Origin of the sequence: Planococcus sp. SE5232 (genome assembly GCF_050686535.1) — a bacterium.
Classification (GTDB): Bacteria; Bacillota; Bacilli; order Bacillales_A; family Planococcaceae; genus Planococcus.
In genome coordinates this window covers 377,746-401,836 of the sequence record NZ_JBOGCP010000002.1, presented here as the reverse complement: position 1 = coordinate 401,836, position 24,091 = coordinate 377,746, and the positions used below count along the sequence as shown (strand labels likewise).

Annotated in this window: 27 protein-coding genes and 1 other annotated feature; of the genes, 26 read left to right on the top strand and 1 reads right to left on the bottom strand. The window is 50.6% G+C overall.

All coding sequences use genetic code 11. From position 1 onward, the window contains the following. Positions 1-520: 520 nt before the first annotated feature. From ACRC6Q_RS10835 to pheA, 16 genes are all read left to right on the top strand, one after another. The gene (locus ACRC6Q_RS10835; RefSeq protein ID WP_431466509.1) at positions 521-1,276 is read left to right on the top strand and encodes a prepilin peptidase; all 756 of its coding nucleotides are present in this window, start codon (positions 521-523) and stop codon (positions 1,274-1,276) included. Between the two features lie 249 nt (positions 1,277-1,525). Further along, a complete protein-coding gene (locus tag ACRC6Q_RS10830; RefSeq protein ID WP_431466508.1) occupies positions 1,526-2,140 on the top strand; it encodes a Maf family protein in 615 nt (204 codons plus the stop codon). Then, the gene (gene radC, locus ACRC6Q_RS10825) at positions 2,134-2,826 is read left to right on the top strand and encodes a RadC family protein (protein WP_298830398.1); all 693 of its coding nucleotides are present in this window, start codon (positions 2,134-2,136) and stop codon (positions 2,824-2,826) included. The genes ACRC6Q_RS10830 and radC overlap by 7 nt, the downstream gene beginning before the upstream one ends. Before the next feature lie 94 nt (positions 2,827-2,920). After that, entirely contained in the window at positions 2,921-3,949 is a 1,029-nt protein-coding gene (locus tag ACRC6Q_RS10820; protein ID WP_431466507.1) for a rod shape-determining protein, read from the top strand. 13 nt (positions 3,950-3,962) lie between these two features. Next, positions 3,963-4,847 carry a rod shape-determining protein MreC gene (gene mreC / locus ACRC6Q_RS10815; protein WP_223638216.1) on the top strand — a complete coding sequence of 295 codons (885 nt, stop codon included), beginning with the start codon at positions 3,963-3,965 and terminating at the stop codon, positions 4,845-4,847. Further along, positions 4,844-5,374 carry a rod shape-determining protein MreD gene (gene mreD / locus ACRC6Q_RS10810; RefSeq protein ID WP_223638214.1) on the top strand — a complete coding sequence of 177 codons (531 nt, stop codon included), beginning with the start codon at positions 4,844-4,846 and terminating at the stop codon, positions 5,372-5,374. Before mreC ends, mreD begins: the two co-directional genes overlap by 4 nt. Next, positions 5,374-6,063 (top strand): septum site-determining protein MinC, encoded by a 690-nt coding sequence (gene minC / locus ACRC6Q_RS10805; protein ID WP_223638200.1) that lies wholly within the window; start codon positions 5,374-5,376, stop codon positions 6,061-6,063. Before mreD ends, minC begins: the two co-directional genes overlap by 1 nt. Position 6,064: 1 nt before the next feature. Then, entirely contained in the window at positions 6,065-6,865 is an 801-nt protein-coding gene (gene minD / locus ACRC6Q_RS10800) for a septum site-determining protein MinD (protein WP_223638198.1), read from the top strand. 44 nt (positions 6,866-6,909) lie between these two features. After that, complete coding sequence (locus ACRC6Q_RS10795; protein WP_431466506.1) at positions 6,910-7,863, top strand: nuclease-related domain-containing protein; 954 nt, start codon at positions 6,910-6,912, stop codon at positions 7,861-7,863. A 220-nt stretch (positions 7,864-8,083) separates the two neighbouring features. Beyond that, positions 8,084-8,165, top strand: a sequence feature (ribosomal protein L21 leader region). A 14-nt stretch (positions 8,166-8,179) separates the two neighbouring features. Continuing rightward, positions 8,180-8,488, top strand: a complete 309-nt coding sequence (gene rplU, locus ACRC6Q_RS10790) for a 50S ribosomal protein L21 (protein ID WP_223638192.1) — start codon at positions 8,180-8,182, stop codon at positions 8,486-8,488. Between the two features lie 2 nt (positions 8,489-8,490). Beyond that, positions 8,491-8,820, top strand: a complete 330-nt coding sequence (locus ACRC6Q_RS10785; protein WP_431466505.1) for a ribosomal-processing cysteine protease Prp — start codon at positions 8,491-8,493, stop codon at positions 8,818-8,820. Between the two features lie 13 nt (positions 8,821-8,833). After that, positions 8,834-9,124 (top strand): 50S ribosomal protein L27, encoded by a 291-nt coding sequence (rpmA, locus tag ACRC6Q_RS10780; protein WP_006828764.1) that lies wholly within the window; start codon positions 8,834-8,836, stop codon positions 9,122-9,124. 146 nt (positions 9,125-9,270) lie between these two features. Further along, positions 9,271-9,786 carry a Spo0B domain-containing protein gene (locus ACRC6Q_RS10775; RefSeq protein ID WP_431466504.1) on the top strand — a complete coding sequence of 172 codons (516 nt, stop codon included), beginning with the start codon at positions 9,271-9,273 and terminating at the stop codon, positions 9,784-9,786. Position 9,787: 1 nt separating this feature from the next. After that, positions 9,788-11,077, top strand: a complete 1,290-nt coding sequence (gene obgE / locus ACRC6Q_RS10770; RefSeq protein WP_223638186.1) for a GTPase ObgE — start codon at positions 9,788-9,790, stop codon at positions 11,075-11,077. Positions 11,078-11,093: 16 nt separating this feature from the next. Next, positions 11,094-11,546 (top strand): ACT domain-containing protein, encoded by a 453-nt coding sequence (locus ACRC6Q_RS10765; RefSeq protein WP_263298639.1) that lies wholly within the window; start codon positions 11,094-11,096, stop codon positions 11,544-11,546. Positions 11,547-11,561: 15 nt separating this feature from the next. After that, positions 11,562-12,425 carry a prephenate dehydratase gene (gene pheA / locus ACRC6Q_RS10760; protein ID WP_431466503.1) on the top strand — a complete coding sequence of 288 codons (864 nt, stop codon included), beginning with the start codon at positions 11,562-11,564 and terminating at the stop codon, positions 12,423-12,425. Positions 12,426-12,654: 229 nt separating this feature from the next. Here pheA and ACRC6Q_RS10755 read toward each other — a convergent pair whose 3' ends face one another. Beyond that, positions 12,655-13,188 (bottom strand): transcription repressor NadR, encoded by a 534-nt coding sequence (locus ACRC6Q_RS10755; RefSeq protein ID WP_431466502.1) that lies wholly within the window; start codon positions 13,186-13,188, stop codon positions 12,655-12,657. Positions 13,189-13,313: 125 nt separating this feature from the next. Between ACRC6Q_RS10755 and ruvA the strand changes: the two genes are divergently transcribed. The 10 genes from ruvA (at position 13,314) to ACRC6Q_RS10705 (ending at position 24,022) form a co-directional block, all read left to right on the top strand. Further along, positions 13,314-13,910, top strand: coding sequence for a Holliday junction branch migration protein RuvA (ruvA, locus tag ACRC6Q_RS10750; protein WP_223638177.1), 597 nt, complete (start codon positions 13,314-13,316; stop codon positions 13,908-13,910). A gap of 18 nt (positions 13,911-13,928) precedes the next feature. Beyond that, the gene (gene ruvB, locus ACRC6Q_RS10745; RefSeq protein WP_223638174.1) at positions 13,929-14,927 is read left to right on the top strand and encodes a Holliday junction branch migration DNA helicase RuvB; all 999 of its coding nucleotides are present in this window, start codon (positions 13,929-13,931) and stop codon (positions 14,925-14,927) included. After that, positions 14,924-16,006, top strand: coding sequence for a tRNA preQ1(34) S-adenosylmethionine ribosyltransferase-isomerase QueA (gene queA, locus ACRC6Q_RS10740; protein WP_431466501.1), 1,083 nt, complete (start codon positions 14,924-14,926; stop codon positions 16,004-16,006). Before ruvB ends, queA begins: the two co-directional genes overlap by 4 nt. After that, entirely contained in the window at positions 16,003-17,145 is a 1,143-nt protein-coding gene (gene tgt, locus ACRC6Q_RS10735) for a tRNA guanosine(34) transglycosylase Tgt (protein ID WP_223638168.1), read from the top strand. Before queA ends, tgt begins: the two co-directional genes overlap by 4 nt. Before the next feature lie 42 nt (positions 17,146-17,187). After that, positions 17,188-17,463, top strand: coding sequence for a preprotein translocase subunit YajC (yajC, locus tag ACRC6Q_RS10730; protein ID WP_223638151.1), 276 nt, complete (start codon positions 17,188-17,190; stop codon positions 17,461-17,463). Positions 17,464-17,582: 119 nt separating this feature from the next. Then, a complete protein-coding gene (locus ACRC6Q_RS10725; RefSeq protein WP_431466500.1) occupies positions 17,583-17,894 on the top strand; it encodes a post-transcriptional regulator in 312 nt (103 codons plus the stop codon). 492 nt (positions 17,895-18,386) lie between these two features. Next, positions 18,387-20,660 carry a protein translocase subunit SecDF gene (gene secDF / locus ACRC6Q_RS10720; protein WP_431466499.1) on the top strand — a complete coding sequence of 758 codons (2,274 nt, stop codon included), beginning with the start codon at positions 18,387-18,389 and terminating at the stop codon, positions 20,658-20,660. Between the two features lie 79 nt (positions 20,661-20,739). Further along, the gene (locus ACRC6Q_RS10715) at positions 20,740-21,093 is read left to right on the top strand and encodes a LapA family protein (RefSeq protein ID WP_223638145.1); all 354 of its coding nucleotides are present in this window, start codon (positions 20,740-20,742) and stop codon (positions 21,091-21,093) included. 83 nt (positions 21,094-21,176) lie between these two features. Next, positions 21,177-23,519, top strand: a complete 2,343-nt coding sequence (gene recJ, locus ACRC6Q_RS10710; RefSeq protein ID WP_431466498.1) for a single-stranded-DNA-specific exonuclease RecJ — start codon at positions 21,177-21,179, stop codon at positions 23,517-23,519. Then, positions 23,510-24,022 (top strand): adenine phosphoribosyltransferase, encoded by a 513-nt coding sequence (locus ACRC6Q_RS10705; RefSeq protein WP_223638143.1) that lies wholly within the window; start codon positions 23,510-23,512, stop codon positions 24,020-24,022. Before recJ ends, ACRC6Q_RS10705 begins: the two co-directional genes overlap by 10 nt. Positions 24,023-24,091: the final 69 nt, after the last annotated feature.

Sequence of the window (24,091 nt, the reverse complement as noted above, 5' to 3'; positions counted from 1 at the left end):
TCTTCTGCATTGTGTCGGGGTTGGAGGCGCCGACGTTGAGATAGTCGTATAACTTGAACAATAGTAGAGTTTTTCGGCTATCACCTAAGAAATAATTTTTCTCACTACATAAAAAAAGAACAGAGGATGCCGAAAACCATCTGCTCCTGCGTCGCGAAGAGATGAACCAAACTGCGTTTGGCCCGTCTCTTGTAAAACCATCCATTCAGTCCTGTTTTTCGAGCAATGTGTCGTGGGTTGGACGCGGTGGCGCTAGAATACTTGTTGGATCAGCTCAAGAATTTTCTTTCAATAAAAAACGAGTAAGTATTTGTTTTTCTAACTTCATAAAAAATAGAAGAAAGAGCGAAAGGTGGCGACTGTTTTCTAAGCAGGCAAATTGGTGAAACACTGCTCCTGCATCGCTACGCTAGCTTCGTCGCAAAGAGATGGACCAAACTCCCTTTGGTCCATCTCTTGGAAAGCGTCCGCCTGCAGCGATTTCTTCAACCACAAAAAAACTATAGCAAAGAGGGTTTCTATGGTACTTACTTATTCTTTCTTCTTCTCGCTGTTCGGGCTCGTTTTCGGCTCGTTCTTCAACGTCGTCGGCTTGCGCGTGCCGAAAAAGGAATCCATCGCGTATCCGCCTTCACATTGCACTAATTGCGAGCGGCGCTTGACCGCACTCGACTTGGTGCCGGTGTTCTCTTACTTGTTCCTGAAAGGCCAATGCCGGACATGCGGCTCGAAAATCCACTGGGTCTATCCGCTGATGGAGGCGGTCACAGCGGTTTTATTCGTGGCTTCGTATTTGGTGTTCGGCTTTACGCCCGAGCTGATCGTCTCGATCCTGTTCGTTTCGCTGCTGGTCATCATCACCGTATCGGACATCGCCTATATGCTGATTCCCGACAAAGTGCTCCTGCCGTTCGCGGTGGTGCTGCTCGGTTTGCGCATCGCGATTCCGCTTGACCCGTGGTGGGACAGCCTGCTCGGCGCGGCGATTGGATTTTCCTTGTTGTTCCTGATTGCCGTCGTCTCTAAAGGCGGCATGGGCGGGGGGGACATCAAATTGTTCTTCGTCATCGGACTGGTGCTTGGTACGGCCGGCACTTTGATGACCCTGTTCTTCGCATCGTTCATCGGTGCCATCGTCGGCATCATCCAACTGCGCGTCACAAAAAAAGGGCGCAAGACGCCGATTCCGTTCGGCCCGTCGATTGCGGCCGCAGCCGTTATCGTCTATTTCTGGGGAGACGGTATGCTCGCTTGGTATATGAATTTTCTGGGGTGAAGCTGCGGCTTCATCTTTTTTTATTGTAAAATTCGCATCCTGCGAGTCCGAAAGTATAGCTGTATTCGGAATGCCAACCCGAACTATTGCAAATCAGCATTACAAATAGCTCTATGCAGCGCTTTGCAGGGATGGAACCAGCCAAATCTCATTTTTTGATCCCTCATATCTTGGCAAAAATCATTTATTGTCATTTGTTAACGACTTTCTGCAAATGGTATGATTCTTGAAAAAGGAGAGATACCATACATGAAATTCAAATCCGATTTCCCCATCGTTTTAGCTTCACAGTCGCCGCGCCGCCAGGAACTGCTTGGCATGCTTGGCGTCAGCTTCCAAGTCATTCCGAGCACCACGGATGAACCCGATCCAAAAGGATTCGAAACGGCACTTGGCTATGTGCTGGCATGCGCCGCGCAAAAAGCGCAGGAAGTGGCAGCTGGACAGAAAGAAGCTGTCGTCATCGGCTCCGATACCATCGTCGTTTTGGATGGCGAGATTTTGCTCAAGCCCAAAAATAAAGAACAGGCCAAAAGCTACCTGCAGAAACTGTCGGGCAATACGCACGAAGTGATCACGGCGGTGACGGTCGTGCAAGGGCAAGGCAACAGTGAGCTGTCGTTTCACGAAGCAGTCAAAGTGACGTTCTATGAGTTGCCGGAAGCGTGGATTGATGCCTATGTTGAAACGGAAGATCCGTATGACAAAGCGGGTGCTTATGGAATCCAGACGGTATCCGGACTGTTCGTCAAAGAGATCCAGGGCGATTACAACGCGGTGGTCGGCTTGCCGGTTGCGGCGTTGACGCAAAAACTTGCGGCTGCCGGTTTTATTTCCCTGGAAGGGAGCGGTGTCCGATGCTGAACGAAACGCCGTTGATGATCCGTGATGTCCATATTGCCGACCGCCCCCGTGAACGCCTGATCAACCAAGGGGCTGCGGCTTTGTCCAACCAGGAGCTGATTGCGATCCTGCTGCGGACCGGAAGCCGGCAGGAATCGGTGCTGCATTTGGCGAACCGCGTGCTGACCCATTTCGAGCAAATTCAGGAAATGAAGAATGCCACCATCGAAGAGATGGTGGCGATCAATGGCATCGGCCAGGCAAAAGCGGTTCAGCTGCTTGCTGCGGTCGAGCTGGGACGAAGGTTGTCCTCGAAACAGACCGATGCGAAATTCACCATCCGTTCCCCGAAAGACGCGGCTTCCTATTTAATGGCCGATATGACTTCCCTCAAGCAGGAGCATTTTGTGGTGCTGTTCCTCAATATCAAAAATCAGGTGATGCACCGGCAGACCATTTTCGTCGGCAGCCTGAATGCCTCCATCGTCCATCCCCGTGAGATTTTCCGTGAAGCTGTGCGGCGTTCTTCCGCTTCGATCGTCTGTGCCCATAATCATCCGTCAGGCAACCCGGCACCTTCGCCGGAAGACATCGATGTCACGAAACGGCTTGTGGAAGCCGGCAGCATCATCGGCATCGAACTGCTCGACCATGTCATCATCGGAGACCACCAATTCATTTCCCTGAAAGAAAAGGGGTTCATGTAGCACTGTTTATTTTTTTTCTTTTCGTCTATAATGAGTGGTATTGTGTCAACGCAATTGCCGAAATACCGGCTTGTTACAGAAAGGAAGAAAACCTGTGCTTGGATTTGGTTCGAAAGATGTAGGAATTGACTTAGGTACTGCGAATACATTGGTGTATATCAAAGGCAAAGGAATCGTTCTTCGCGAGCCTTCCGTTGTCGTTAAAAATAAAAAGACCGGCGAAATCGTCGCAGTCGGCAGCCAGGCCAAGAACATGATGGGCCGGACGGCGGCGTCGATCGTCGCCATCCGTCCGATGCGTGACGGCGTCATCGCCGATTACGACACGACCCTTACGATGATCCGCCATTATCTTGTCGAGGCGTCAAAAGCAGTCGGCAGCAAATGGAAGACCGGCAACGTCATGATCTGCGTCCCTTATGGCATCACTTCTGTCGAACAGCGGGCCGTTCTGGACGCTGCCCGCGGAGCCGGCGCGCGTGAAGCGTTTACGATCGAAGAGCCTTTCGCGGCGGCGATCGGAGCAGATTTGCCGGTTTGGGAACCTATGGGCAGTATGGTCGTCGATATTGGTGGCGGAACGACAGAAGTTGCAGTAATTTCACTGGGCGGCATCGTTTCAAGCGAATCGATCCGCGTCGCTGGTGACGCACTGGATACGGAAATCACCCAGTATATCCGCAAAACCTATAATGTGTTAATTGGCGAACGGACAGCTGAAGCCTTGAAAGTCGGAGTCGGATCTGCCCGTATTATGGAAGAATCCGAAAGAGACGTTTCCATGGAAATCCGCGGGCGCGACTTGCTGACAGGATTCCCGAAAACCTTGCAGGTCACTGCCGGCGAAATTGCGGAAGCCTTGAGTGAATCGGTTGAAGCCATTGTCGCAGGCGTCAAAGCGACGCTGGAAAAGACACCGCCTGAGTTAAGTGCGGATGTCATGGAAAACGGCATCGTTTTGACCGGTGGAGGGGCTTTGCTGAAGAACCTCGACCGCGTCATTTCAGCTGAAACGTCCATGCCGGTGTTCATCGCCGAAAATCCATTGGACTGTGTCGCACTCGGCACGGGCAAGGCGTTGGAGAACATGGACCAATTCCGCCGCCAGTTATCAATAAAATAAGGAGGATGGCGATATGCCACAGCTTTTAACGAACAAGCGGCTGATTTTGCTGCTGTTGGGAGTCATCCTGCTCGTTGCCTTAATTTCTTTTTCGCTCCGTGACCGCGGCAATGTGTCGCTGCCGGAACAAATCATAAAAGATGCAGTTGGAGCCGGGCAGTCGGTATTTTCACGCCCTGCTCATTTTGTCACTGGAATTTTTGATAATGTCGATTCGTTATTGAACACATTTGAGGAAAACCAGCATCTGAAAACGCGCTTAGAAGAATTTGCGGGCGTGCAGGCTGAAGTCAAGGACTTGCGTTCTGAAAACACAGAACTGAAACAAATCGTCGGGAAAGAAGAAGACCTGCGCGATTACAATCCGATCCAGGCGACCGTCATTGCACGGAATCCGGATCAATGGGAAGAAAAAATCATTTTGAACCGCGGCTCCAATGAGGGAGTGGCGGAGAACATGGCAGTCATGACCGCCAGCGGCCTGATCGGCAAAGTCACCTTGACGACACCGACCACATCCACGGTGGAATTGATTTCCACGCTCAACCCCAATTACCGCGTTTCGGCGATGGTCGTCGGCGGGGCGAAGGATGTCTACGGCCTGATCGAAGGTTATGATGCCGAGCGCCGTGAGCTGCTTTTGAAACGGATTGACGCTGATATCGAGCTGAAAGAAGGCGAACAGGTCATCTCCAGCGGACTGGGCGGCATTTTCCCGAAAGGCATCCTGATCGGCACCATCACCGAAATCACCATCGATGAATTCGGTCTGACGAAGCTTGCCTATGTCAAACCGGCAGCCGACTTTTCCTTATTGGACCACGTCATCATCGCGGACCGGGTCATGCCGGAAGTGGACGGTGAAGACAATGGCGTGACAGGAGACGATGAATCATGATCCGTTTCCTCATCCCGTTGATCTGTCTCGTCCTGTTTTTCATGGAACCGGTTTTCGGCCTTTTTTCACCGCTCAATATCGGCGGCGAACTGAATTACATCGTGCCGCGTTTCCTCATTATGTTCCTGATTTTCCTGACGCTTTATTATGACCTGAAGCATGCCATGTTCTATGGATTATTTTTCGGGCTCTTGTATGATGTCTTTTACATTGATATTATTGGATTATATTCTTTCTTGTATCCAGCCATTTGTCTGGCGGCAGCATTCGTCTTCAAACGGATTCCCCGGAATCTGTTGACGTCGACGCTGCTGACACTCGCTTTATTGGCGATATTCGAATTTGTGCTTTACCAGTTTTTCCTGCTGATTTCATTGACGGGAATGCCGCTCGGCACATTTTTATCGACGCGGCTTTGGCCGACGATGGTCGCCAACTCCATTTTCCTGGTGATGCTCGGCTGGGTGTTCAAGTCGGTGATGGTCACGCAATTATCGGAGCGTGACAATAAGATAGGGTTATATTAATGAAAGCGCAGGTGACACATTTTTTGAAGAATCTCGTTACGATTAAAGGGAAAAATAAAGGGCTTGTGCTGTATCTCGATGACCAATGTGCCTACACGGATCTATTGGCCGAGTTGAAGGCGAAGGTGTCGGATCCTGCGCTGGACAGTGATACCGAAGTGACGGTGCATCTGAATAATCGCTATTGCACCGACAGCCAGATCCAGGAATTGAGCGAAGTCGTCGGCACCAATCCTCACCTGAAAGTGGTCGCGACGACGAGCGACATCCTGACCGTCGAAAAAAGCGATCAGCTGATCCGCGAAAGCCAGTCGGAAACGTATGTCGGCATCGTGCGCTCCGGACAGGTCATCAAAGCTGAAGGCGACTTGGTCGTCATCGGCGACGTCAACCCGAACGGCCGCGTGGAAGCAGGCGGCAGCGTTTACGTGCTGGGCCGGCTGAAAGGTGCGGCGCATGCCGGAACCAAAGGCAACCGCGACGCCGTCATTGCCGCATCATGGCTGGAAGCGACGCAATTGAAGATCGACAACGAATTGGAAACCATGACAGACGAATTGTCCAGTCTTTCGGAACAACCGGAAATGGAATGTGCTTATTTACATACAAACGGCACCATCATCATTGACCGTTTGCAGGAATTGCGGTTTATCCGTCCGCAAATTTCAACGTTTAAAGGAGGAAGCTAGTGTGGGAGAAGCTATCGTAATTACATCAGGCAAGGGAGGCGTCGGTAAAACGACGACAACCGCCAACCTCGGCACTGCATTGGCTCTTCAAGGGAAAAAAGTATGCTTGATCGACACCGACATCGGATTGCGCAACCTCGACGTCATCCTGGGGTTGGAGAACCGCATCATCTATGATTTGATCGACGTATTGGAAGGCCGCTGCAAAGTGCATCAGGCACTCGTCAAAGACAAGCGCTTTGAAGACATGCTGTACCTTTTGCCGGCTGCGCAAACGGCCGATAAAAACGACGTCAATCCGGAACAGATGAAGGAACTCGTGACGGAACTGAAGAAAGACTATGATTTCGTCATCATCGATTGCCCGGCCGGAATCGAGCAGGGCTACAAAAATGCCGTCGCTGGAGCAGACCACGCGATCGTCGTGACGACACCGGAAATTTCGGCTGTCCGTGACGCGGACCGCATCATCGGATTGCTTGAATTGGAAGAGAACATCGACGCTCCACGTCTGATCATCAACCGGATCCGTCCGCATTTGATGAAAGCGGGAGAGGCACTGGATATCAATGAAATCACGACCCACTTGTCGATCGATCTGCTGGGCATCATCGCGGACGACGAACGCGTCATCTCGAGCTCAAACAAAGGCGAACCGATCGTCATGGATCCATCCAACACCGCTGCACTCGGCTACCGCAATATTGCGCGCCGCCTGCTTGGTGAATCGGTTCCACTGATGAGCATGGAAAAAGCACCGCCAAGTTTGTTCACTAAAATCAAAGCTGTTTTCACGAAATAAGAATTTTTAGCCTCCGCTGTCGAAGCGGGGGCTTTTTTAAAACTTTGGGGAGGTGTTGTATGAACGATTTCTTATTGGCGGGGATGATTGCAGCGGAACGCTTGCCGGCAGCGCATGAAGCGAAGTCGGCCGTTTTATCGGAATTAAGGAATGCACTGGCGGGTGCCAGCGGCGAGCAACGCACGGCCGCTTTGTTGAAACGGGAATTGGATCTGCCGGGGGACACGGCATTTTTGCATGATGTGCACGTCCCCTATAAAGATGGCACGGCACAAATCGATCTGCTGCTGGTTCATGCAGAAGTTGTCTGCGTGCTGGAGGTGAAGAATATGATCGGGGAGTTTTATTTTGACTCTGTGAATTCCCAGTTTCACCGTGTGGTCGATGGCCGCAGGGAAGGGATGCGCAATCCGGAAGCGCAGCTGCACCGGGCAGTGCGTGCGGTCAGCGGCTTTCTCGGCGTCCCAGTGCAGGGCGTCATCGTCCTCGCGAGCCGCTCCGGAAAAGTGGTCGAAGCGCCCAAGCAATATCCGGTCATCTCACTTGACTACTTGCCGTTTCACCTTGAGCAGTTGGCGAAGGGTTCGAAACTTTTCGACTCGGCGGCGCTCGCTGCCAAACTGGAAGGGCTGCCTGCGCGCAATTCGAGCCGCCACTGGCTCGAGCGCCACAACATCACCTTCGATTCATTGCGCCACGGTGTGACCTGTCCAACTTGCCGCAGTTGTCCATTGGTGTGGCAGGAGCGCAAATGGAATTGCAGCGTCTGTGGATTTACTTCGCGGAATGCGCATGAAGTCGCGCTCCAGGAATATGCCGTGCTGTTCGGCAGCGAACTCGATACGGGGCTTGCTTACCGTTTGCTCGGGGTGGAAGATAAATACATCCTGTACCGGCTGTTGGAGAAGACGGCTCCGCGGGGCGACAAGCGCGGAAAGCGCCGGATTGTCGAGAACCGGGAGCTGCTGCATGCGTATTTCGGCCGCGTTTATCGCTGACCGCACCTCAAATGGGCTTAACCGCACCTCGCGAGGCAATAACCGCACCTCAAACACGAAAGACCGCACCTCGCACCACGAGTACCGCACCTCACAAGCCTAACGCCGCACCTCACAATAAATCCACAAGCCGCCAGCAAGCAATTTTCCGAAACCTTACATTTTCTATTGACGCCACGGGTTCTCCCGTGGTATTATTCTAATGTTATGTTTGTAGCGTACCGTGCTGCAACCGCTCGAATCAGGTTGCTTTAAGAATTCGCTCCGGCGAGTCACCTGAATAGGCGAGTCTTAATCTAAGAGGAGGTGCAAGGATATGTACGCGATTATTGAAACTGGTGGAAAACAAATCAAAGTTGAAGCAGGCCAAGAGATCTACGTTGAGAAATTGAACGGAGAAGCTGGGGATGTCATCACATTTGACAAAGTTCTATTTGTAGGTGGAGAAAATACTAAAGTGGGTGTTCCTTTTGTTGAAGGAGCTACTGTTACGGCTAAAGTTGTAAAAAACGGCAAACAGAAAAAAATCACAGTATTCACATACAAAGCTAAAAAGAACTATCACAAAAAACAAGGTCACCGTCAGCCATACACGAAATTGACTGTCGATGCGATCAACCTGTAAGAATGATACGAGTAACTGTAAAAGAAACCTCAAAACGCATTTCGTCATTTGAAATGTCAGGCCATGCGGATTATGCTGGACACGGGCAAGACCTCGTATGTGCTGGAGCGTCCGCTGTCTCATTTGGAGCGGTGAACGCCATCATGGAGCTGACGGGAATCGAACCTGACATTCAGCAGGCAAACAGTGGCTTTTTAAAAGTCGGTTTTCCGGAGAACCTGGATGAGAAGACGGACGAGCAGGTTCAACTGCTTGTGCGCGCAATGATTGTTTCATTGAAAACGATTGAACAAGACTATGAAGAATATATTAAAATAACCTTCACAGCTTAGGAGGTGGGACAGAATGTTAAGATTAGATCTTCAGTTTTTTGCATCCAAAAAAGGTGTAGGTTCAACGAGAAACGGACGTGACTCTGAATCTAAACGCCTTGGCGCAAAACGTGCAGACGGCCAAGAAGTTACTGGTGGTTCAATTTTATACCGTCAACGCGGGACTAAAATTTATCCAGGTGAGAACGTTGGACGCGGCGGAGACGATACACTTTTCTCTAAAATCGACGGAGTTGTACGTTTCGAACGTTACGGACGTGATAAGAAAAAAGTTAGCGTATATCCAGTTGCACAAGAAGCTTAATACAAAACGAAAAGGGCTGCTTTCGCAGTCCTTTTTCTTTTGAAATTTATAAGCGCGGATCCGAGAACAGGCTCTACGCATTATTTTAGGAATTTACTCCAAACTCTTGGTATACTGGAATAAGAAGCTGAACCGGGACGTGACTTATGGAAAAGACAATCACAGTGGCACAATCGCTTCGGCATGCGCGCCATGATTTTTTAAATGAATTGCAATTGATCAAAATGAATTTGGACCTTGGCCGTCTCCAGGAGGCACAGGCGATTATTCGTTCGCATGCCGAAGCGGCTATGCATGCCAGCCGGCTGGCTGATATCGGGCTGCCGCTGACAGAAGAATGGCTGTTGACTGCAAATTGGCGCTTTCCCGGCTTTAATTTTCGAGTGGAGTGCCCGGCGTTGAAAGCACCTGTGCAGTTGGATGCAGACTTTCGGCGTTTTCTGGAGGCTTTCGTTGAATCCGCCAAAGGGCGCCTGTCACCCTATCAGGCTTTTTATGGCGTGATTACATTGACTTCGAGTGCGGCATCTTTTGAAATGAAAATTGAGTGTCCGGGAAATTGGCTGGATTTGGACGTTTTGGAAACACCGGGATTTATGGTACGAAAAGAGTGCAGCGAAGACAGCACAATGATAGCTGTTCGTGCACAGATGGAGGGATAATATGTTTGTCGATCACGTAAAAGTTTATGTTAGAGGTGGCGACGGCGGGGATGGTATGGTTGCATTCCGCCGCGAAAAATATGTACCGGACGGCGGACCTGCCGGCGGTGACGGCGGTAAAGGCGGAAATATCATCTTTATCGTTGAAGAAGGATTACGGACGCTGATGGATTTCCGCTACAAGCGGATCTTTAAAGCCGAACGCGGAACACATGGCATGAGCGCCAATAAACACGGTGCCAAAGCTGAAGATACATTCATCAAAGTTCCACCGGGCACAGTCGTAAAAGACGTCGAAACTGGCGAAACGATTGCCGATTTGGTGGAGCATGGCCAAACAGCAATCATCGCTAAAGGCGGACGCGGAGGCCGAGGAAACTCACGTTTTGCGACGCCTGCAAACCCAGCACCGGAGCTGTCTGAAAAAGGCGAACCGGGCTTTGAACGCAATGTCATCCTGGAATTGAAAGTGTTGGCGGATGCCGGACTTGTCGGTTTCCCAAGTGTCGGAAAATCGACGTTGTTATCGGTCGTTTCCGCTGCCAAACCAAAAATCGCTGAATACCATTTCACGACAATCGTCCCGAATCTCGGCATGGTTGAAACGGAAGACGATCGCAGCTTTGTCATGGCCGATCTTCCAGGCTTGATCCAAGGCGCCCACGAAGGAATCGGCCTTGGCCATCAATTCCTCCGCCATATCGAACGGACGCGTGTCATCATCCACGTCATCGATATGTCAGGTCTTGAAGGACGCGACCCTTACGAGGATTACGTCACCATCAATGAAGAATTGAAGCAATACAATATGCGTTTGACGGAACGTCCGCAATTGATCGTTGCAAACAAAATGGATATGCCGGATTCTGAAGAGAATCTAGCGAAATTCCGTGAAAAGTTGCCGGAAGATGCCCGCATTTTTCCGATCTCAGCATTATCACGCAAAGGCCTGAGCAATCTGTTGTTCGCCATTGCCGATGTGATTGAAGTGACGCCGGAATTCCCATTGATCGACGAGGCCGAAGAAGATTCAGAAAGCACGGTTCTCTACAAACACGAATCCGATGCAGATGGCTTCAACATTACGCGTGAGTCTGACGGCGCATTCGTATTGTCCGGTTATGCGATTGAACGGATGTTCAAGATGACCGACTTCTCGCGTGAAGATTCGATTCGCCGATTTGCCCGCCAGATGCGCGGTATGGGAATCGACGATGCGCTTCGTGAACGCGGAGCGGAAAATGGCGACACGGTTCGCCTGCTCGAATTCGAATTTGAATTTATGGATTGATGCGGAGGTAGCTTGAATGAAGGATATTTCGGAACAACGGTATTATTTAGTGCGTGAAGACGTTTTGACGGAAGCGATGCAAAAAACGCTCGAAGTGAAAAAAATGCTGCAGAATGACCGCATTTCCATTATGGACGCGGTCAACAAGACAGGTCTTTCGCGCTCTGCGTTTTATAAATATCGGGACGCTGTATTTCCGTTCCATTCGATTGTCAAAGAACGGATCCTGACGGTTTTCCTTCAATTGGAGGACCGTTCAGGGACGCTCGCGACACTTCTGCAGACAGTCGCTGAAAACGGCTGCAATATTTTGACCATCCACCAGACCATTCCGATCCAGGGGCGGGCGAATGTTACCTTGTCACTGGACGTAACGGCGATGGAAGGGGATTTGGACCTGTTTTTACAGCAGCTGAAAAAGCTCGATTTTGTCGAGTCGGCTGATGTGGTATCAAGTGGATCATCTTAATGGAGGAATGTTTAAATGACTGGACAATCTGTTGATAAACGAATCTCATATTTAGGGCCGGAAGCATCATTTACACACCTTGCGGCAAAAAAAGTTTTCCCTGAAGGTACCCTGGTGCCATTTACAACCATCCCCGAATGCATAGAAGCAGTGGCAGAGGGCAGCGTGGATTACGCTGTCGTGCCGCTGGAAAATGCGTTGGAAGGATCTGTTCCACTGACAGTGGATTATTTATTCCATGAAGCGCAATTGTATGTGACGGCTGAAGTCTTATCGCCGATCGAACAGCATTTGCTGGTACACCCTGAAAACCGCAACGCGGAAGCATTCGAAGCGATCTATTCGCATCCACATGCATTGGCGCAATGCCATAAATACCTTTTTTATACATATAAGAACACGCCTTTGGAGCAGTACAGCTCGACAGCTGCTGCGGCTAAAATGGTTTCCGAATTGCCGGAACGCAATATCGCGGCCATCGGCAATGAATTCTCCGCCCATAAATACGGGCTGGATATTCTGCAGCGCGATATCCACGATTTCCATTTTAACCACACACGCTTTTTCGTGCTGTCGAAATCCGACCACAAGCTGACCGACCCGACGCATGACAATCAAGTCAAAACAACGTTGATGATCACGCCGCCGGACGACGACCGCTCGGGTGTCCTGCACCAGATATTGTCCGTCTTTGCTTGGAGACGCTTGAACTTGAGTAAAATCGAGTCGCGTCCTTTGAAGACCGGCCTCGGCGATTATTTCTTCATCGCAGATGTGCTGGCAGACGAAGGGGACGCCATGATGCGCGGTGCCTTCGAAGAACTCTCAGCACTTGGCTGCACAGTGAAAACTTTAGGTTCGTATTATACGTATAAATAAAACATGGAAGCCCTGCAGCGAAAACGCTGCGGGGCTTTAAGTTTGTAGAAGGAAAAGTGATTTATAAACTCTATAGCGAATCCTGCTCTCCAGGCGTAGCTATGCCCTATGCGACCGAAGCGTTTTGTAAAAGCTGACTCCGTAGTTCAACTTGCCTTTCCTACACGTAAACATTCAAAACAAAAACCCACAACCCCGCAAAATGCGGAATCATGGGTTCAATCAAATCCTATTCAGTTTCCTCCAGCAAAAATCCGTTATCCCGCATCACGCTGACCGCTTTTTCAAGCGTTGCGTGATCTGCTGCGGTGATGGTGTGGAGGTGTGTGCCGTCTGTCAGTTCCAGCAGATAGCTGGCGCCGGTGTCGTGGACGCGCTTCATGAAGGCTTCGACTTCCTGGGCGCTCGCGACATGGATCCCGGCTGTCAGTTCGCCGTATACGGGATGCTCGATCGAGACGTCTTTGACCGTGACGCCTGACTCGACCAGCAGCTTCAGTTCACGTTCGGTATCTTCGGGCTGGTGGCGGCAGGCGATGCGCCGGCTGGCTTCTTGTATGGCGCGGTCAGCGAGATACAGATAGCCCTGGCTGGTGGCGAGGATCGGTTCGCCTTTTGCCTTCAGCAGGGTCATGTCGCCGACGATGACCTGGCGTGACACACTCGTAAGCGCAGCAAGTTCGCTGCCGGTCATCGGTTGTGCCGAAGCTTTGATTTTTTCCAGCAGGAATTGGCGCCGCTGTTCGCCGAATAATTTTTTCATGTGGATCCCTCGCTTATCGACTCGTTATCTTTATCTTAACATGTGCCGAATAGCAACGGGTTTATTTCGTCTAAAGCAGCCGAATATGGTATAATCGTTAAGTTGAATTAAAGGAGAGACTGTCCATGTACGATTACATAAAAGGCAAGGTTACACGCATAACGCCTGAATATTTAGTGATAGAACAGCAGGGCATCGGCTGGCAGATTTTTGCGCCGAATCCGTACTCGTTCGGCTCGGACGAACTGCAGGTATTCCTGCATCATCATGTCCGGGAAGATGCGCAGCTATTGTTCGGATTTCCGACACTTGAGCAACGGGAATTGTTCCGCAAGCTGATTTCGGTGTCAGGCATCGGCCCAAAAGGCGCGCTGGCGATCCTGGCAAGCGGACAGCCGCAGCATGTCATCGAAGCGATCGAACGGGAAGATGAATCCTATCTGGTGAAATTCCCGGGCGTCGGCAAGAAGACGGCCCGCCAGATGATTCTGGATCTGAAAGGCAAGCTGACCGAGTTTTTCGGCGATCCTTTCGATCCGGAAGAAACGAACACACTCTTGTCGAACGACCAGGGAGAACTGGAAGAAGCGATGCTGGCACTGGGAGCACTGGGCTATTCGGAACGCGAAATCACCAAAGTCAAACCGCAGCTGCGGGATTTGGATCTGGATACAGAAGGCTTCATGAAAAAAGCCTTGCAGCTGCTGCTTAAACAAAACTGATGAAAGGAGGCGAACGGCATGGAAGAACGCATCATAGACAGTGAGGTATCGGAGTTCGATGAACGCTTTGAGCAATCGCTCCGCCCTCAATTGCTGGGCCAGTATATCGGCCAGCATACAGTCAAACACAATCTGCAGATCTTCATCGAGGCCGCGAAAATGCGCCAGGAAAGTTTGGACCATGTGCTGTTGTACGGGCCTCCTGGACTCGGGAAAACCACACTCGCTGCTGTTATCGCCAATGAAATGGAAGTCAACATCAAAATGACCAGTGGACCGGCCATCGAGCGCCCGGGTGATCTGGCGGCGATCGTGTCGTCATTGGAGCCTGGAGACGTGCTGTTCATCGATGAAATCCATCGCTTGAACCGTTCGATTGAGGAAGTGCTGTATCCGGCGATGGAGGATTTCTGCCTGGACATCGTCGTCGGCAAAGGGCCGACCGCACGCTCTGTCCGGCTGGATCTGCCGCCCTTCACTTTGATCGGGGCAACGACGCGTGCAGGTGCTTTATCTGCGCCGCTGCGCGACCGTTTCGGCGTCTTGTCCCGCCTCGATTATTACGACACGGAAGCTTTGACGGATATCGTCATGCGCAGCTCGAAACTATTCGAAGCGGACATCCATCCCAACGCCGCTGTCGAAATCGCCCGCCGTTCCCGCGGGACTCCGCGTATCGCCAACCGTTTACTCAAACGCGTACGCGATTATGCGCAAGTGCGCGGAACCGGCTCCATCACCATGGAGATGGCGGAGCAGGCACTGGAAATGCTGCAGGTCGATCCGCTTGGATTGGACCATATCGACCATAAATTATTGACGGGCATGATTGAGCGCTTCCGCGGCGGTCCGGTTGGCCTGGATACCATTGCTGCGAGCATCGGGGAAGAGTCGACGACGATCGAAGACGTCTACGAACCGTATTTGCTGCAGATCGGATTTATCCAGCGCACACCGAGAGGCCGCACCGTAACGCAGCTTGCCTACGAACACTTTAAAATGGAGATGCCTGAATGACTAAATTGAACACACCACCCACAACCTTAACTGTACAGGATTTTGATTTTGAACTTCCGGAGGAATTGATTGCCCAAACGCCGTTGCTTGACCGTACGTCGAGCCGTCTGTTGGTCATGAATAAAACAACCGGTGACATTGAACACCGCCATTTCCATGATATCACGGAACATCTGCATGAAGGCGACACGTTGATCCTCAATGATACACGCGTGCTTCCCGCCCGCTTGATGGGTGTCAAGGAAGACACAGGCGCCAACATTGAACTATTGCTGTTGAAGCAGATCGAAGACGATGTCTGGGAGACCTTGGTTAAACCGGCGAAGAAAGTGAAAGTCGGTACGGTCGTTTCTTTTGGCGAAGGCTTGCTGCGTGCAGAATGCACCGGCATTCTCGACCACGGCGGCCGTCATTTCAAAATGATCTACGATGGTATTTTCTACGAGATTCTGGACCAACTGGGCGAAATGCCCCTGCCGCCTTATATCCGTGAAAAACTGGAAGATCAGGATCGCTACCAGACTGTTTTCGCAAAAGAGCGGGGAAGTGCTGCAGCACCGACAGCCGGGCTTCATTTCACCGATGAGCTGTTGGAGGAGATCCGTGCCAAAGGCGTCAATATTGCATTTATCACACTGCATGTTGGACTCGGAACATTTCGTCCCGTATCGGTCGATTCGATCGAAGACCACGAAATGCATTCGGAGTTTTACCGCATCACCCAGGAAACAGCCGATTTGATCAATCAAACCAGACAACAGGGAGGCCGCATCGTATCCGTCGGGACGACATCGACGCGCACCTTGGAATCGGTTGCCCAGAAGTTCGGTGGGGAGCTGCAGGAAGACAGCGGCTGGACCGATATCTTCATTTTCCCGGGCTACGAATTCAAAGCCATCGACGGCTTGATCACCAATTTCCATTTGCCGAAATCGACTTTAGTCATGCTGGTCAGCGCTCTTTCGAACCGTGACCACATTTTGAACGCCTATCAACAAGCCGTTGATGAACGCTACCGTTTCTTCAGTTTCGGGGATGCGATGTTCATCGAACCACAGAAAAAGGAGAATCACCAATGACAGCAGCAGTAACGTATGAACACATCAAGACCTGTAAACAAACCGGCGCGCGCCTGGGTATCGTCCATACGCCGCACGGTTCGTTCGAAACGCCGGCATTCATGCCCGTAGGGACGCAAGCGACGGTCAAGACCATGTCACCTGAAGAATTGAAAGCCATGAACGCCGGCATCATCCTCAGCAACACTTACCATTTATGGCTGCGCCCCGGCAACGACATCATCAAAGAAGCGGGCGGCCTGCATAAATTCATGAACTGGGATCGTCCGATCCTTACCGATTCCGGTGGATTCCAAGTGTTTTCGTTGAGTGAATTCCGTAACATCAAAGAAGAAGGCGTCCATTTCCGCAACCATATGAACGGCGATAAGCTGTTTTTAAGCCCGGAAAAAGCGATGCAGATCCAGAACGACCTGGGCTCTGACATCATGATGGCCTTTGACGAATGCCCGCCATTCCCGGCGACGCACGAATACATGAAATCCAGCGTTGAGCGGACTTCGCGCTGGGCGGAACGCTGCCTGGAAGCGCATGAACGTAAATCGGACCAAGCTCTGTTCGGCATCATCCAGGGTGGCGAGTTCGAAGACCTGCGCAAGCAAAGTGCCCAGGACCTCGTTTCGCTCGATTTCCCCGGTTATGCAATCGGCGGTCTGTCCGTCGGCGAACCGAAAGACGTCATGAACCGTGCACTTGAATACACGACGCCGTTGATGCCTGCCGACAAACCGCGTTACCTGATGGGCGTCGGTTCACCCGATTCCTTGATCGACGGCGCAATCCGCGGCATCGACATGTTCGATTGTGTCCTGCCGACACGTATTGCCCGCAACGGCACATTGATGACGAGCACAGGCCGATTGAACATCAAGAATGCTGCTTTCAAGCGTGATTTCGGCCCGATCGACGACAAATGCGATTGCTATACATGCAAAAATTATTCGCGTGCTTATGTCCATCACTTGATTCGTGCAGATGAAACGTTCGGAATTAGGCTTACTAGTTATCATAACCTGCAATTTCTGTTAAACTTAATGGAACAGGTGCGTCAAGCGATTCGCGAAGACCGTCTGGGAGATTTCCGCGAAGAATTTTTTGAAGCTTACGGTTTCAATAAACCCAATGCTAAAAATTTCTGAGTCTGTACGAGAATAGAGAAAGTGAAAGGGGGAAAATGAATAATGGAAACTTTAATTGCGTTATCACCTTTACTATTAATGTTCTTGCTAATGTGGTTTTTCATCATCCGTCCTGCCCAAAAACGTCAAAAGGCAACAGCAAACATGCAGTCTGAATTGAGACGCGGCGACCGCGTTGTAACAATCGGCGGATTGCACGGCCTTGTTGATGCAGTGGACGATGCAACTGTCTACATCACTGTAGCTGATGGCACACGCTTGCAGTTCGAGCGTCAAGCAATCGCTAAAGTAGTTGAATCAGCAAAATCGATGATCTAAAATGTAAAAGCTCGCCTTCGAACCTGAAGGCGTTTTTTTTAACTAAAAATAATGTCCTTATTCTAAATTTTCCAGTTACAGGGTACAATGGATACAGTACAAGGGAAAGGAGAACACGCATGACGAGTTATCCAGATCATTTTGAACTCGTATTGCCGGCGCTTCAAAGCAAATGCAGCGAATTTCATTATTTCCAATACGATACTTTCACCGAAGAAGACCTATGGGATTTTTGTATCAAGAAAAAATGGCGAAAAAAAGATATAAGCAATATGCACTTATATGAAATGATCAACGACATCATGGACATGACCGCTTCCGACTTCCTGGCTTACCACCAAGTCGAAGCGTTGAAGAAGGCGCGCTGGAACGACGACAGCACACTCGAAAACATCGAGCACCTCCTGCGTCCATCTCCGAAAAAATCGTAGTAGGTTGAATGTGGGCATTTAGGAGTTTAGCTTTTACCCGCCGCTTCGGACGCTTAGGGCAGAGCTCACACCAGGAACCGAGAAGAACACCCGTCTCCTGGCTCCGCACAGCCCGTGGACGCGCCGGCGCTAAGATATTTAGTGGATTTGAAACGAGCCTTTTTGTTTGGGATAGTCGTCCGATAATATGCTCTAAATTCTTACCAAATAATTGATTTGTAACGCAATGATCTCTGGAAGAAAGAGTGGAAGGCGGCACATGCTCCAGTAAAGCGAGTTGCGATAATACTGCTCCTGCATCGCTGCGCTAGCTTCGTCGCAAAGGCATTGTCCGAACTGCCTTCGCCCAATGCCTTGTCCGCCTGGAGCGAATTCTCCATACAATGAAAACTGTTTTTTTATTCAACTCACCAAGTTCAATTTGACAGCAATCAGCGGCTGTTTCATAATGATAGTGCTTATGTTTTACACACCCGAGGAGGAAGTTTACATATGAAAGCAAGAGGTCGCATCATTGCCTTTTTCTTACTGGTTATTGTACTGATAGGAATCATTGGCACCACGAGTTTACCCATCGCAAAAGACATACGGTTAGGGCTTGACCTGCAGGGCGGCTTTGAAGTGCTCTACGAAGTGGAAACCTTAGATGGCAAGGAAGTTACAGAAAGTGTGCTGACGGATACGACGGACGCGTTGATGAACCGGATCAACGTTCTTGGCGTCAGTGAACCGGTCATCCAGATTGAAGGGGAGGACCGGATCCGGGTCCAGTTGGCGGGAGTCGAGGACCAGTCGTCGGCGCGTGAATTGCTGTCGACGGAAGCGAATCTGACTTTCCGTGACGCGGAAGACAATCTGCTGCTTTCCGGAAATGATTTGAAGCAAGGCGGCGCAACCGGAACTTTCGACCAGAACGGCAATCCGATTGTCACGCTGGAATTGAATGATCCCGGCAAATTCGCCGAAGTGACAGAAGAAGTTTCCCAGATGCCGGCGCCGGACAATGTCTTGGTCATCTGGCTGGATTTTGAAGAAGGCGTGGATTCCTTTGCGGAAGAACGCATGAAGGCGGATCCGAAATTCGTCTCGGCACCGAGTGTACAGCAGCGGATTTCGTCACCATCCGTTGAAATCTCGGGATCGTTCACTGTGGAAGAAACACAGAACCTGGCAGGCATCCTGAATGCCGGTGCCTTGCCGGTGAGCCTGGAAGAAATCTATTCGACTTCTGTCGGCGCCCAGTTCGGTGAACAGGCGCTTGACCAGACCATGGTCGCTGCAGCTGTCGGTATTGCGTTAGTGCTGGTGTTCATGCTGGTTTATTACCGCTTGCCGGGTATGGTCGCAGTCGTTACGTTATCGGCGTATGTGTACTTGATCCTGCTGGTGTTCGAATGGATCGGCGGCGTTCTGACGCTTCCGGGAATCGCGGCGATCATGCTGGGTGTCGGAATGGCGGTAGATGCCAACATCATCACCTATGAGCGGATCCGTGAAGAGATGCGTGTCGGGAAATCAGTTCAAGAAGCGTTTAAAGTCGGCGCACGTTCTTCGTTCTCCGCAATCATCGATGCCAATATCACGACATTGCTCGCGGCTGTCGTGCTGTTCTATTACGGGACAAGCTCGGTTAAAGGATTTGCGACATTATTGATCATTTCGATTTTGGCCAGCTTCCTGACAGCTGTTTGGGGATCTCGCCTGCTGCTTGGCCTATGGGTCAACAGCGGCGCGCTGGACAATAAATTTGGTTTGTTCGGTTTGAAGAAATCGGCCATCCACGCAAGAGAAGAAGAGTTGGAAATCACGGATCTTTCAACCCGCTTTGATCGTTTTGATTTTGCGGGCAACCGTAACAAGTTCTTTTTGGCTTCGATCGTCCTGATTGTTGCGGGAATGGCTGTTATTGGCGTGTTCCGCTTGAATCTCGGCATTGACTTCTCGAGTGGTACCCGTGTTGAAATCACTTCAGAAGCGGCATTGACGAAGGAAGAAGTACAAAGCTTCCTGGGCGGCGCCGGCTTTGAAACGGAAGATATCGTCATTTCAGGCGATGCGTCCAATATCGGGGTAGCCCGTTATAACGAAGAGTTCAGCCAGGAAGACATCAACAGCCTGAAATCGGTAGCGACAGAAGAGTTCGGTGCAGAGCCAAACGTTTCGACTGTGTCGCCGACAGTCGGCCAGGAGCTCGCGAAAAACGCGTTGTATGCCTTGTCGATTGCAGCAATCGGCATCATCATCTATGTAGCCTTCCGTTTTGAATGGCGTATGGGTGTGGCTTCCGTCGTCGCCTTGATCCATGATGCATTCTTCATCGTTGCCATCTTCAGCCTTCTGCGTCTGGAGGTGGACATCACCTTCATCGCGGCTGTTCTGACGATTGTCGGGTATTCGATCAATGACACCATCGTGACATTTGACCGGATCCGTGAAAACATGAAGCGCATGAAGAAAATCGATTCTGTCGAACAATTGGAGAAAGTGGTCAATGTATCGCTTCGCCAAACGCTCGGCCGTTCCGTCAACACGGTATTGACCGTGCTGCTGGTGGTCATCGCCTTGTTGATCTTCGGCGCACCATCGATCACCAACTTCTCCATCGCATTGCTTATCGGGTTGATTGCCGGTACGTATTCTTCGATCTTTATCGCTGCCCAGCTATGGCTGGTTTTGAAGAAAGGCGAGCTGAAGAAAAAAGGGCCGATCGACATCGAGAAGAAAGAGCAAGAAAGCAAATGGGGTTCTGACGAGCCTGTCGTATAAGTTTAGGTTGGAATTGGAACAGGGTATAGTTATTATGACCTTGTTCCATTTTTTTATTAGTTTGAAAGGAGACTATACGATGAAATTACAATGGCTTATTTTAATTGGACTTGTTTTTGCAGTCATCATTGCGGTGTTTGCCGTTGTCAATGTGGATGAAGTGCCTGTCAACTATGTATTCGGCGAAGCTGAATGGCCGTTGATCCTGGTGATTCTGGCTTCTGCGCTTCTCGGGTTTCTGCTCAGCGGTGTGCTGGCGATCCTTCGCAACTACCAGATGCAGCGCAAAATAAAATCGCTGCAGAAAGAGATGGCGGTCAAAGAAAACCTGATCGCGACCCAACAGAACGAAATCGGCGAATACCAGAAAGCTGGTGTGGTGCCGGACGCTCAAGTCGTCACCAGCGAAGAGCGGACAAAAGAGGAAATCTGAAAAATGAACCTTTCGGTGCAGTTGTCGAAAGGTTTTTGTCTGCGATTTTTTACTGTATAATGAACCGGTGAGGAAGTGATACGATGATTGAATCCAAAAAAAGATGGCGTTTGACGACGCCGGACGAACAGGCAGTACAGGAAATCCAAAAGGAATTGAAGATTTCATCCGTATTGGCCAAGATTTTGGTGACGCGCGGTTTGGATACTGTGGAAGCAGCCCGCGTGTTTATGGAAATGGACGTCAGCGGCATACATAATCCCTATTTGATGAAGGATATGGATGTAGCAGTGGAACGCATTCGCGCAGCCATCGACCGCCAGGAGAAAATTGTAGTTTATGGCGATTATGATGCAGATGGTGTGACAAGCACCACGGTCATGATGACTGTTTTGCAGGATTTAGGGGCAGATGTGTCCTTTATGATACCGAACCGCTTTAAGCATGGGTACGGACCGAACACGGAATTGTTTCAACAGGCTTTCGATAATGGCACAAAATTGATCGTCACGGTGGATAATGGCATTTCAGGCATCGAACAGGTCGATTTCGCCAATGGGTTGGGGATGGATGTCATTATCAGCGACCACCACGACATCGGAGAAACCTTGCCGAATGCGTTGGCGGTTGTCCATCCGCGCCATCCTGAAGGGAATTATCCGTTCGGGGAACTGGCCGGAGTCGGTGTAGCTTTTAAAATGGCACATGCCCTTTATGAAGAAATGCCGGATCACCTGATCGAACTGACGGCGATCGGTACCGTTGCCGATTTGGTTCCGCTTCACGGCGAAAACCGTATATTCGTCAAAGAAGGACTGGCGGCGCTGATCGATTCGCCGAGCCCGGCGATTGCGGCGCTATGCGAAGTGGCGGGCGTCAAGCAGCAGGACATTACGGAAGAGACGATCGGCTTCATGTTCGGTCCGCGCATCAATGCAATCGGACGGCTTCAAGACGCCGATCCTGCGGTTCAGATGTTCTTGACGGAAGACCCGGCGGAAGCGCGTTCACTGGCTTCCGGACTGGACGTCTTGAACAAAGAACGCCAGGCCATCGTCAAGCAGATTGCAGAAGAAGCGATGCAGCAGGTGGAACAGCGTTATCCGGACGGGTCTCCGCGCGTGATCGTGGTCGCTCAGGAAGGCTGGAATCCGGGAGTTGTCGGCATTGTCGCGTCGAAACTGACTGAGAAATTCTACCGCCCGTCGATCGTCCTGTCGCTGAACCCGGATACCGGAAAAGCGAAAGGCTCTGCCCGCAGCATTGAAGGCTTCCATCTGTATAACGAACTGGCTAAGAACCGGGACATCCTTCCGCATTTCGGCGGACACCCGATGGCAGCCGGCATGACGCTCGAAGCATCTGATGTCGATGATCTGCGTGACCGTCTCAACAAACAGGCGGAAACCAGTTTAACGGAAGAAGACCTCTTGCCGGTCGTGGAAATCGACATCCCGCTTCGCCTGGATGAAATCGACATCACGGCCATTGAATCAATGCGTCTTTTGGCCCCTTTCGGCATGGGATTTGCCAAGCCGAAGTTCTATTTGGAAGGCGTCAAAGTGGCGTCGATCCGCAAAATCGGTGCAGCGCAGAACCATTTGAAGATGGAACTGACGCAGCATGCAGCTTCGCTGGACGCTGTCGGTTTCGGCATCGGACCAGTCGGTGATGAGCTGACGCCGGACGTTAAAATAGACGTCATCGGCGATCTGCAGATCAATGAGTGGAATGGCCGCAAAAAGCCGCAGCTGATGGTGGAGGATGTCCGCACAGATCAATGGCAATTATTTGATATCCGCGGCATTCGCCAAGTATCGCGCTGGTCCAAGCTCATTCCTCAGGAAAACCAGGTATATCTGGCTTTCAAAGAAGAGACGCCTTCTATCTTCCAGTCGTTTCTGTCACAGCCGATCTGCATGGCTGACAAATTGGATTCATTGGCAGGCAACAAGCATCACTTGGTGCTGTTGGACCTTCCGGAATCGGAAGAGCAGTTGGCCTCGGTTCTCGAGACATTGAAACCGCAGCGGATCTATGCGCATTTCCATGCCAAGGATTCGCAGTATTTTGAGCAGATCCCGACGCGTGAGCAGTTTAAATGGCTGTTCGCTTTCCTGAAGAAACGCGGTACTTTTGATTTCAATAAACATTGCGACGAGCTGGCAAAACATAAAGGCTGGACGCGTGAATCATTATTTTTCATGCTGCAGGTGTTTTTTGAACTCGGTTTTGTTACACTTAACAATGGCATTACCGAGATTGCACAATCGCCGAGCAAAAAGGATTTGTCGGAAGCGCCGATCTACAAGAAGCGCGAGCAGCAGATTGCACTGGAGCAGAAGCTTTTGTATGCATCTTATAAAGATTTAAAAGAGTGGTTCGATGCGAAAGTGTCTGCCAAGGAGGAAGAAATATGGATTTGAAGAAGTACATCACTATTGTTGAAGATTGGCCGAAACCAGGCATCCAGTTTAAGGACATCACTTCGTTGATGGACGACGGAACTGCCTATAAGTATGCGACGGATCAAATCGTTGAATACGCAAAAACAGTGAATGCTGAAATTATCGTAGGACCGGAAGCGCGCGGTTTCATCATCGGGTGTCCGGTTGCCTATGCGCTTGAACTTGGCTTTGCCCCAGTCCGTAAAGAAGGAAAATTGCCGCGCGAAGTAATCCGTGCCCAATATGGCCTTGAATATGGAACTGACGTATTGACGATGCACAAAGACGCCATCAAACCGGGTCAGCGCGTTTTGATCACCGATGACTTGCTTGCGACAGGCGGCACGATCGGTGCGACCATCAATTTGGTTGAGCAAATGGGCGGCATTGTAGTCGGCTGTGCATTTTTGATCGAATTGACTTATTTGGACGGCCGCAAGAATTTGGACGGCTATGATGTAACGACATTAATGCAGTATTAATAGTGAATCTCTTCGCCTTTTCGGGTGGAGGGATTTTTTTCTTGGATCAAGGGTATGGACACAGTAAAG

Coding starts and splice junctions, on each gene's coding strand:
- queA (WP_431466501.1), top strand. CDS start 14,924: ATGACTAAATTGAACACACCACCCACAACCTTAACTGTACAGGATTTT.
- mreD (WP_223638214.1), top strand. CDS start 4,844: ATGATCCGTTTCCTCATCCCGTTGATCTGTCTCGTCCTGTTTTTCATG.
- tgt (WP_223638168.1), top strand. CDS start 16,003: ATGACAGCAGCAGTAACGTATGAACACATCAAGACCTGTAAACAAACC.
- ACRC6Q_RS10715 (WP_223638145.1), top strand. CDS start 20,740: ATGAAATTACAATGGCTTATTTTAATTGGACTTGTTTTTGCAGTCATC.
- ACRC6Q_RS10835 (WP_431466509.1), top strand. CDS start 521: ATGGTACTTACTTATTCTTTCTTCTTCTCGCTGTTCGGGCTCGTTTTC.
- rpmA (WP_006828764.1), top strand. CDS start 8,834: ATGTTAAGATTAGATCTTCAGTTTTTTGCATCCAAAAAAGGTGTAGGT.
- minC (WP_223638200.1), top strand. CDS start 5,374: ATGAAAGCGCAGGTGACACATTTTTTGAAGAATCTCGTTACGATTAAA.
- secDF (WP_431466499.1), top strand. CDS start 18,387: ATGAAAGCAAGAGGTCGCATCATTGCCTTTTTCTTACTGGTTATTGTA.
- rplU (WP_223638192.1), top strand. CDS start 8,180: ATGTACGCGATTATTGAAACTGGTGGAAAACAAATCAAAGTTGAAGCA.
- yajC (WP_223638151.1), top strand. CDS start 17,188: ATGGAAACTTTAATTGCGTTATCACCTTTACTATTAATGTTCTTGCTA.
- recJ (WP_431466498.1), top strand. CDS start 21,177: ATGATTGAATCCAAAAAAAGATGGCGTTTGACGACGCCGGACGAACAG.
- radC (WP_298830398.1), top strand. CDS start 2,134: ATGCTGAACGAAACGCCGTTGATGATCCGTGATGTCCATATTGCCGAC.
- obgE (WP_223638186.1), top strand. CDS start 9,788: ATGTTTGTCGATCACGTAAAAGTTTATGTTAGAGGTGGCGACGGCGGG.
- mreC (WP_223638216.1), top strand. CDS start 3,963: ATGCCACAGCTTTTAACGAACAAGCGGCTGATTTTGCTGCTGTTGGGA.
- pheA (WP_431466503.1), top strand. CDS start 11,562: ATGACTGGACAATCTGTTGATAAACGAATCTCATATTTAGGGCCGGAA.
- ACRC6Q_RS10765 (WP_263298639.1), top strand. CDS start 11,094: ATGAAGGATATTTCGGAACAACGGTATTATTTAGTGCGTGAAGACGTT.
- ACRC6Q_RS10775 (WP_431466504.1), top strand. CDS start 9,271: ATGGAAAAGACAATCACAGTGGCACAATCGCTTCGGCATGCGCGCCAT.
- ACRC6Q_RS10755 (WP_431466502.1), bottom strand. CDS start 13,188: ATGAAAAAATTATTCGGCGAACAGCGGCGCCAATTCCTGCTGGAAAAA.
- ruvA (WP_223638177.1), top strand. CDS start 13,314: ATGTACGATTACATAAAAGGCAAGGTTACACGCATAACGCCTGAATAT.
- ACRC6Q_RS10725 (WP_431466500.1), top strand. CDS start 17,583: ATGACGAGTTATCCAGATCATTTTGAACTCGTATTGCCGGCGCTTCAA.
- ACRC6Q_RS10705 (WP_223638143.1), top strand. CDS start 23,510: ATGGATTTGAAGAAGTACATCACTATTGTTGAAGATTGGCCGAAACCA.
- ACRC6Q_RS10785 (WP_431466505.1), top strand. CDS start 8,491: ATGATACGAGTAACTGTAAAAGAAACCTCAAAACGCATTTCGTCATTT.
- ACRC6Q_RS10830 (WP_431466508.1), top strand. CDS start 1,526: ATGAAATTCAAATCCGATTTCCCCATCGTTTTAGCTTCACAGTCGCCG.
- ruvB (WP_223638174.1), top strand. CDS start 13,929: ATGGAAGAACGCATCATAGACAGTGAGGTATCGGAGTTCGATGAACGC.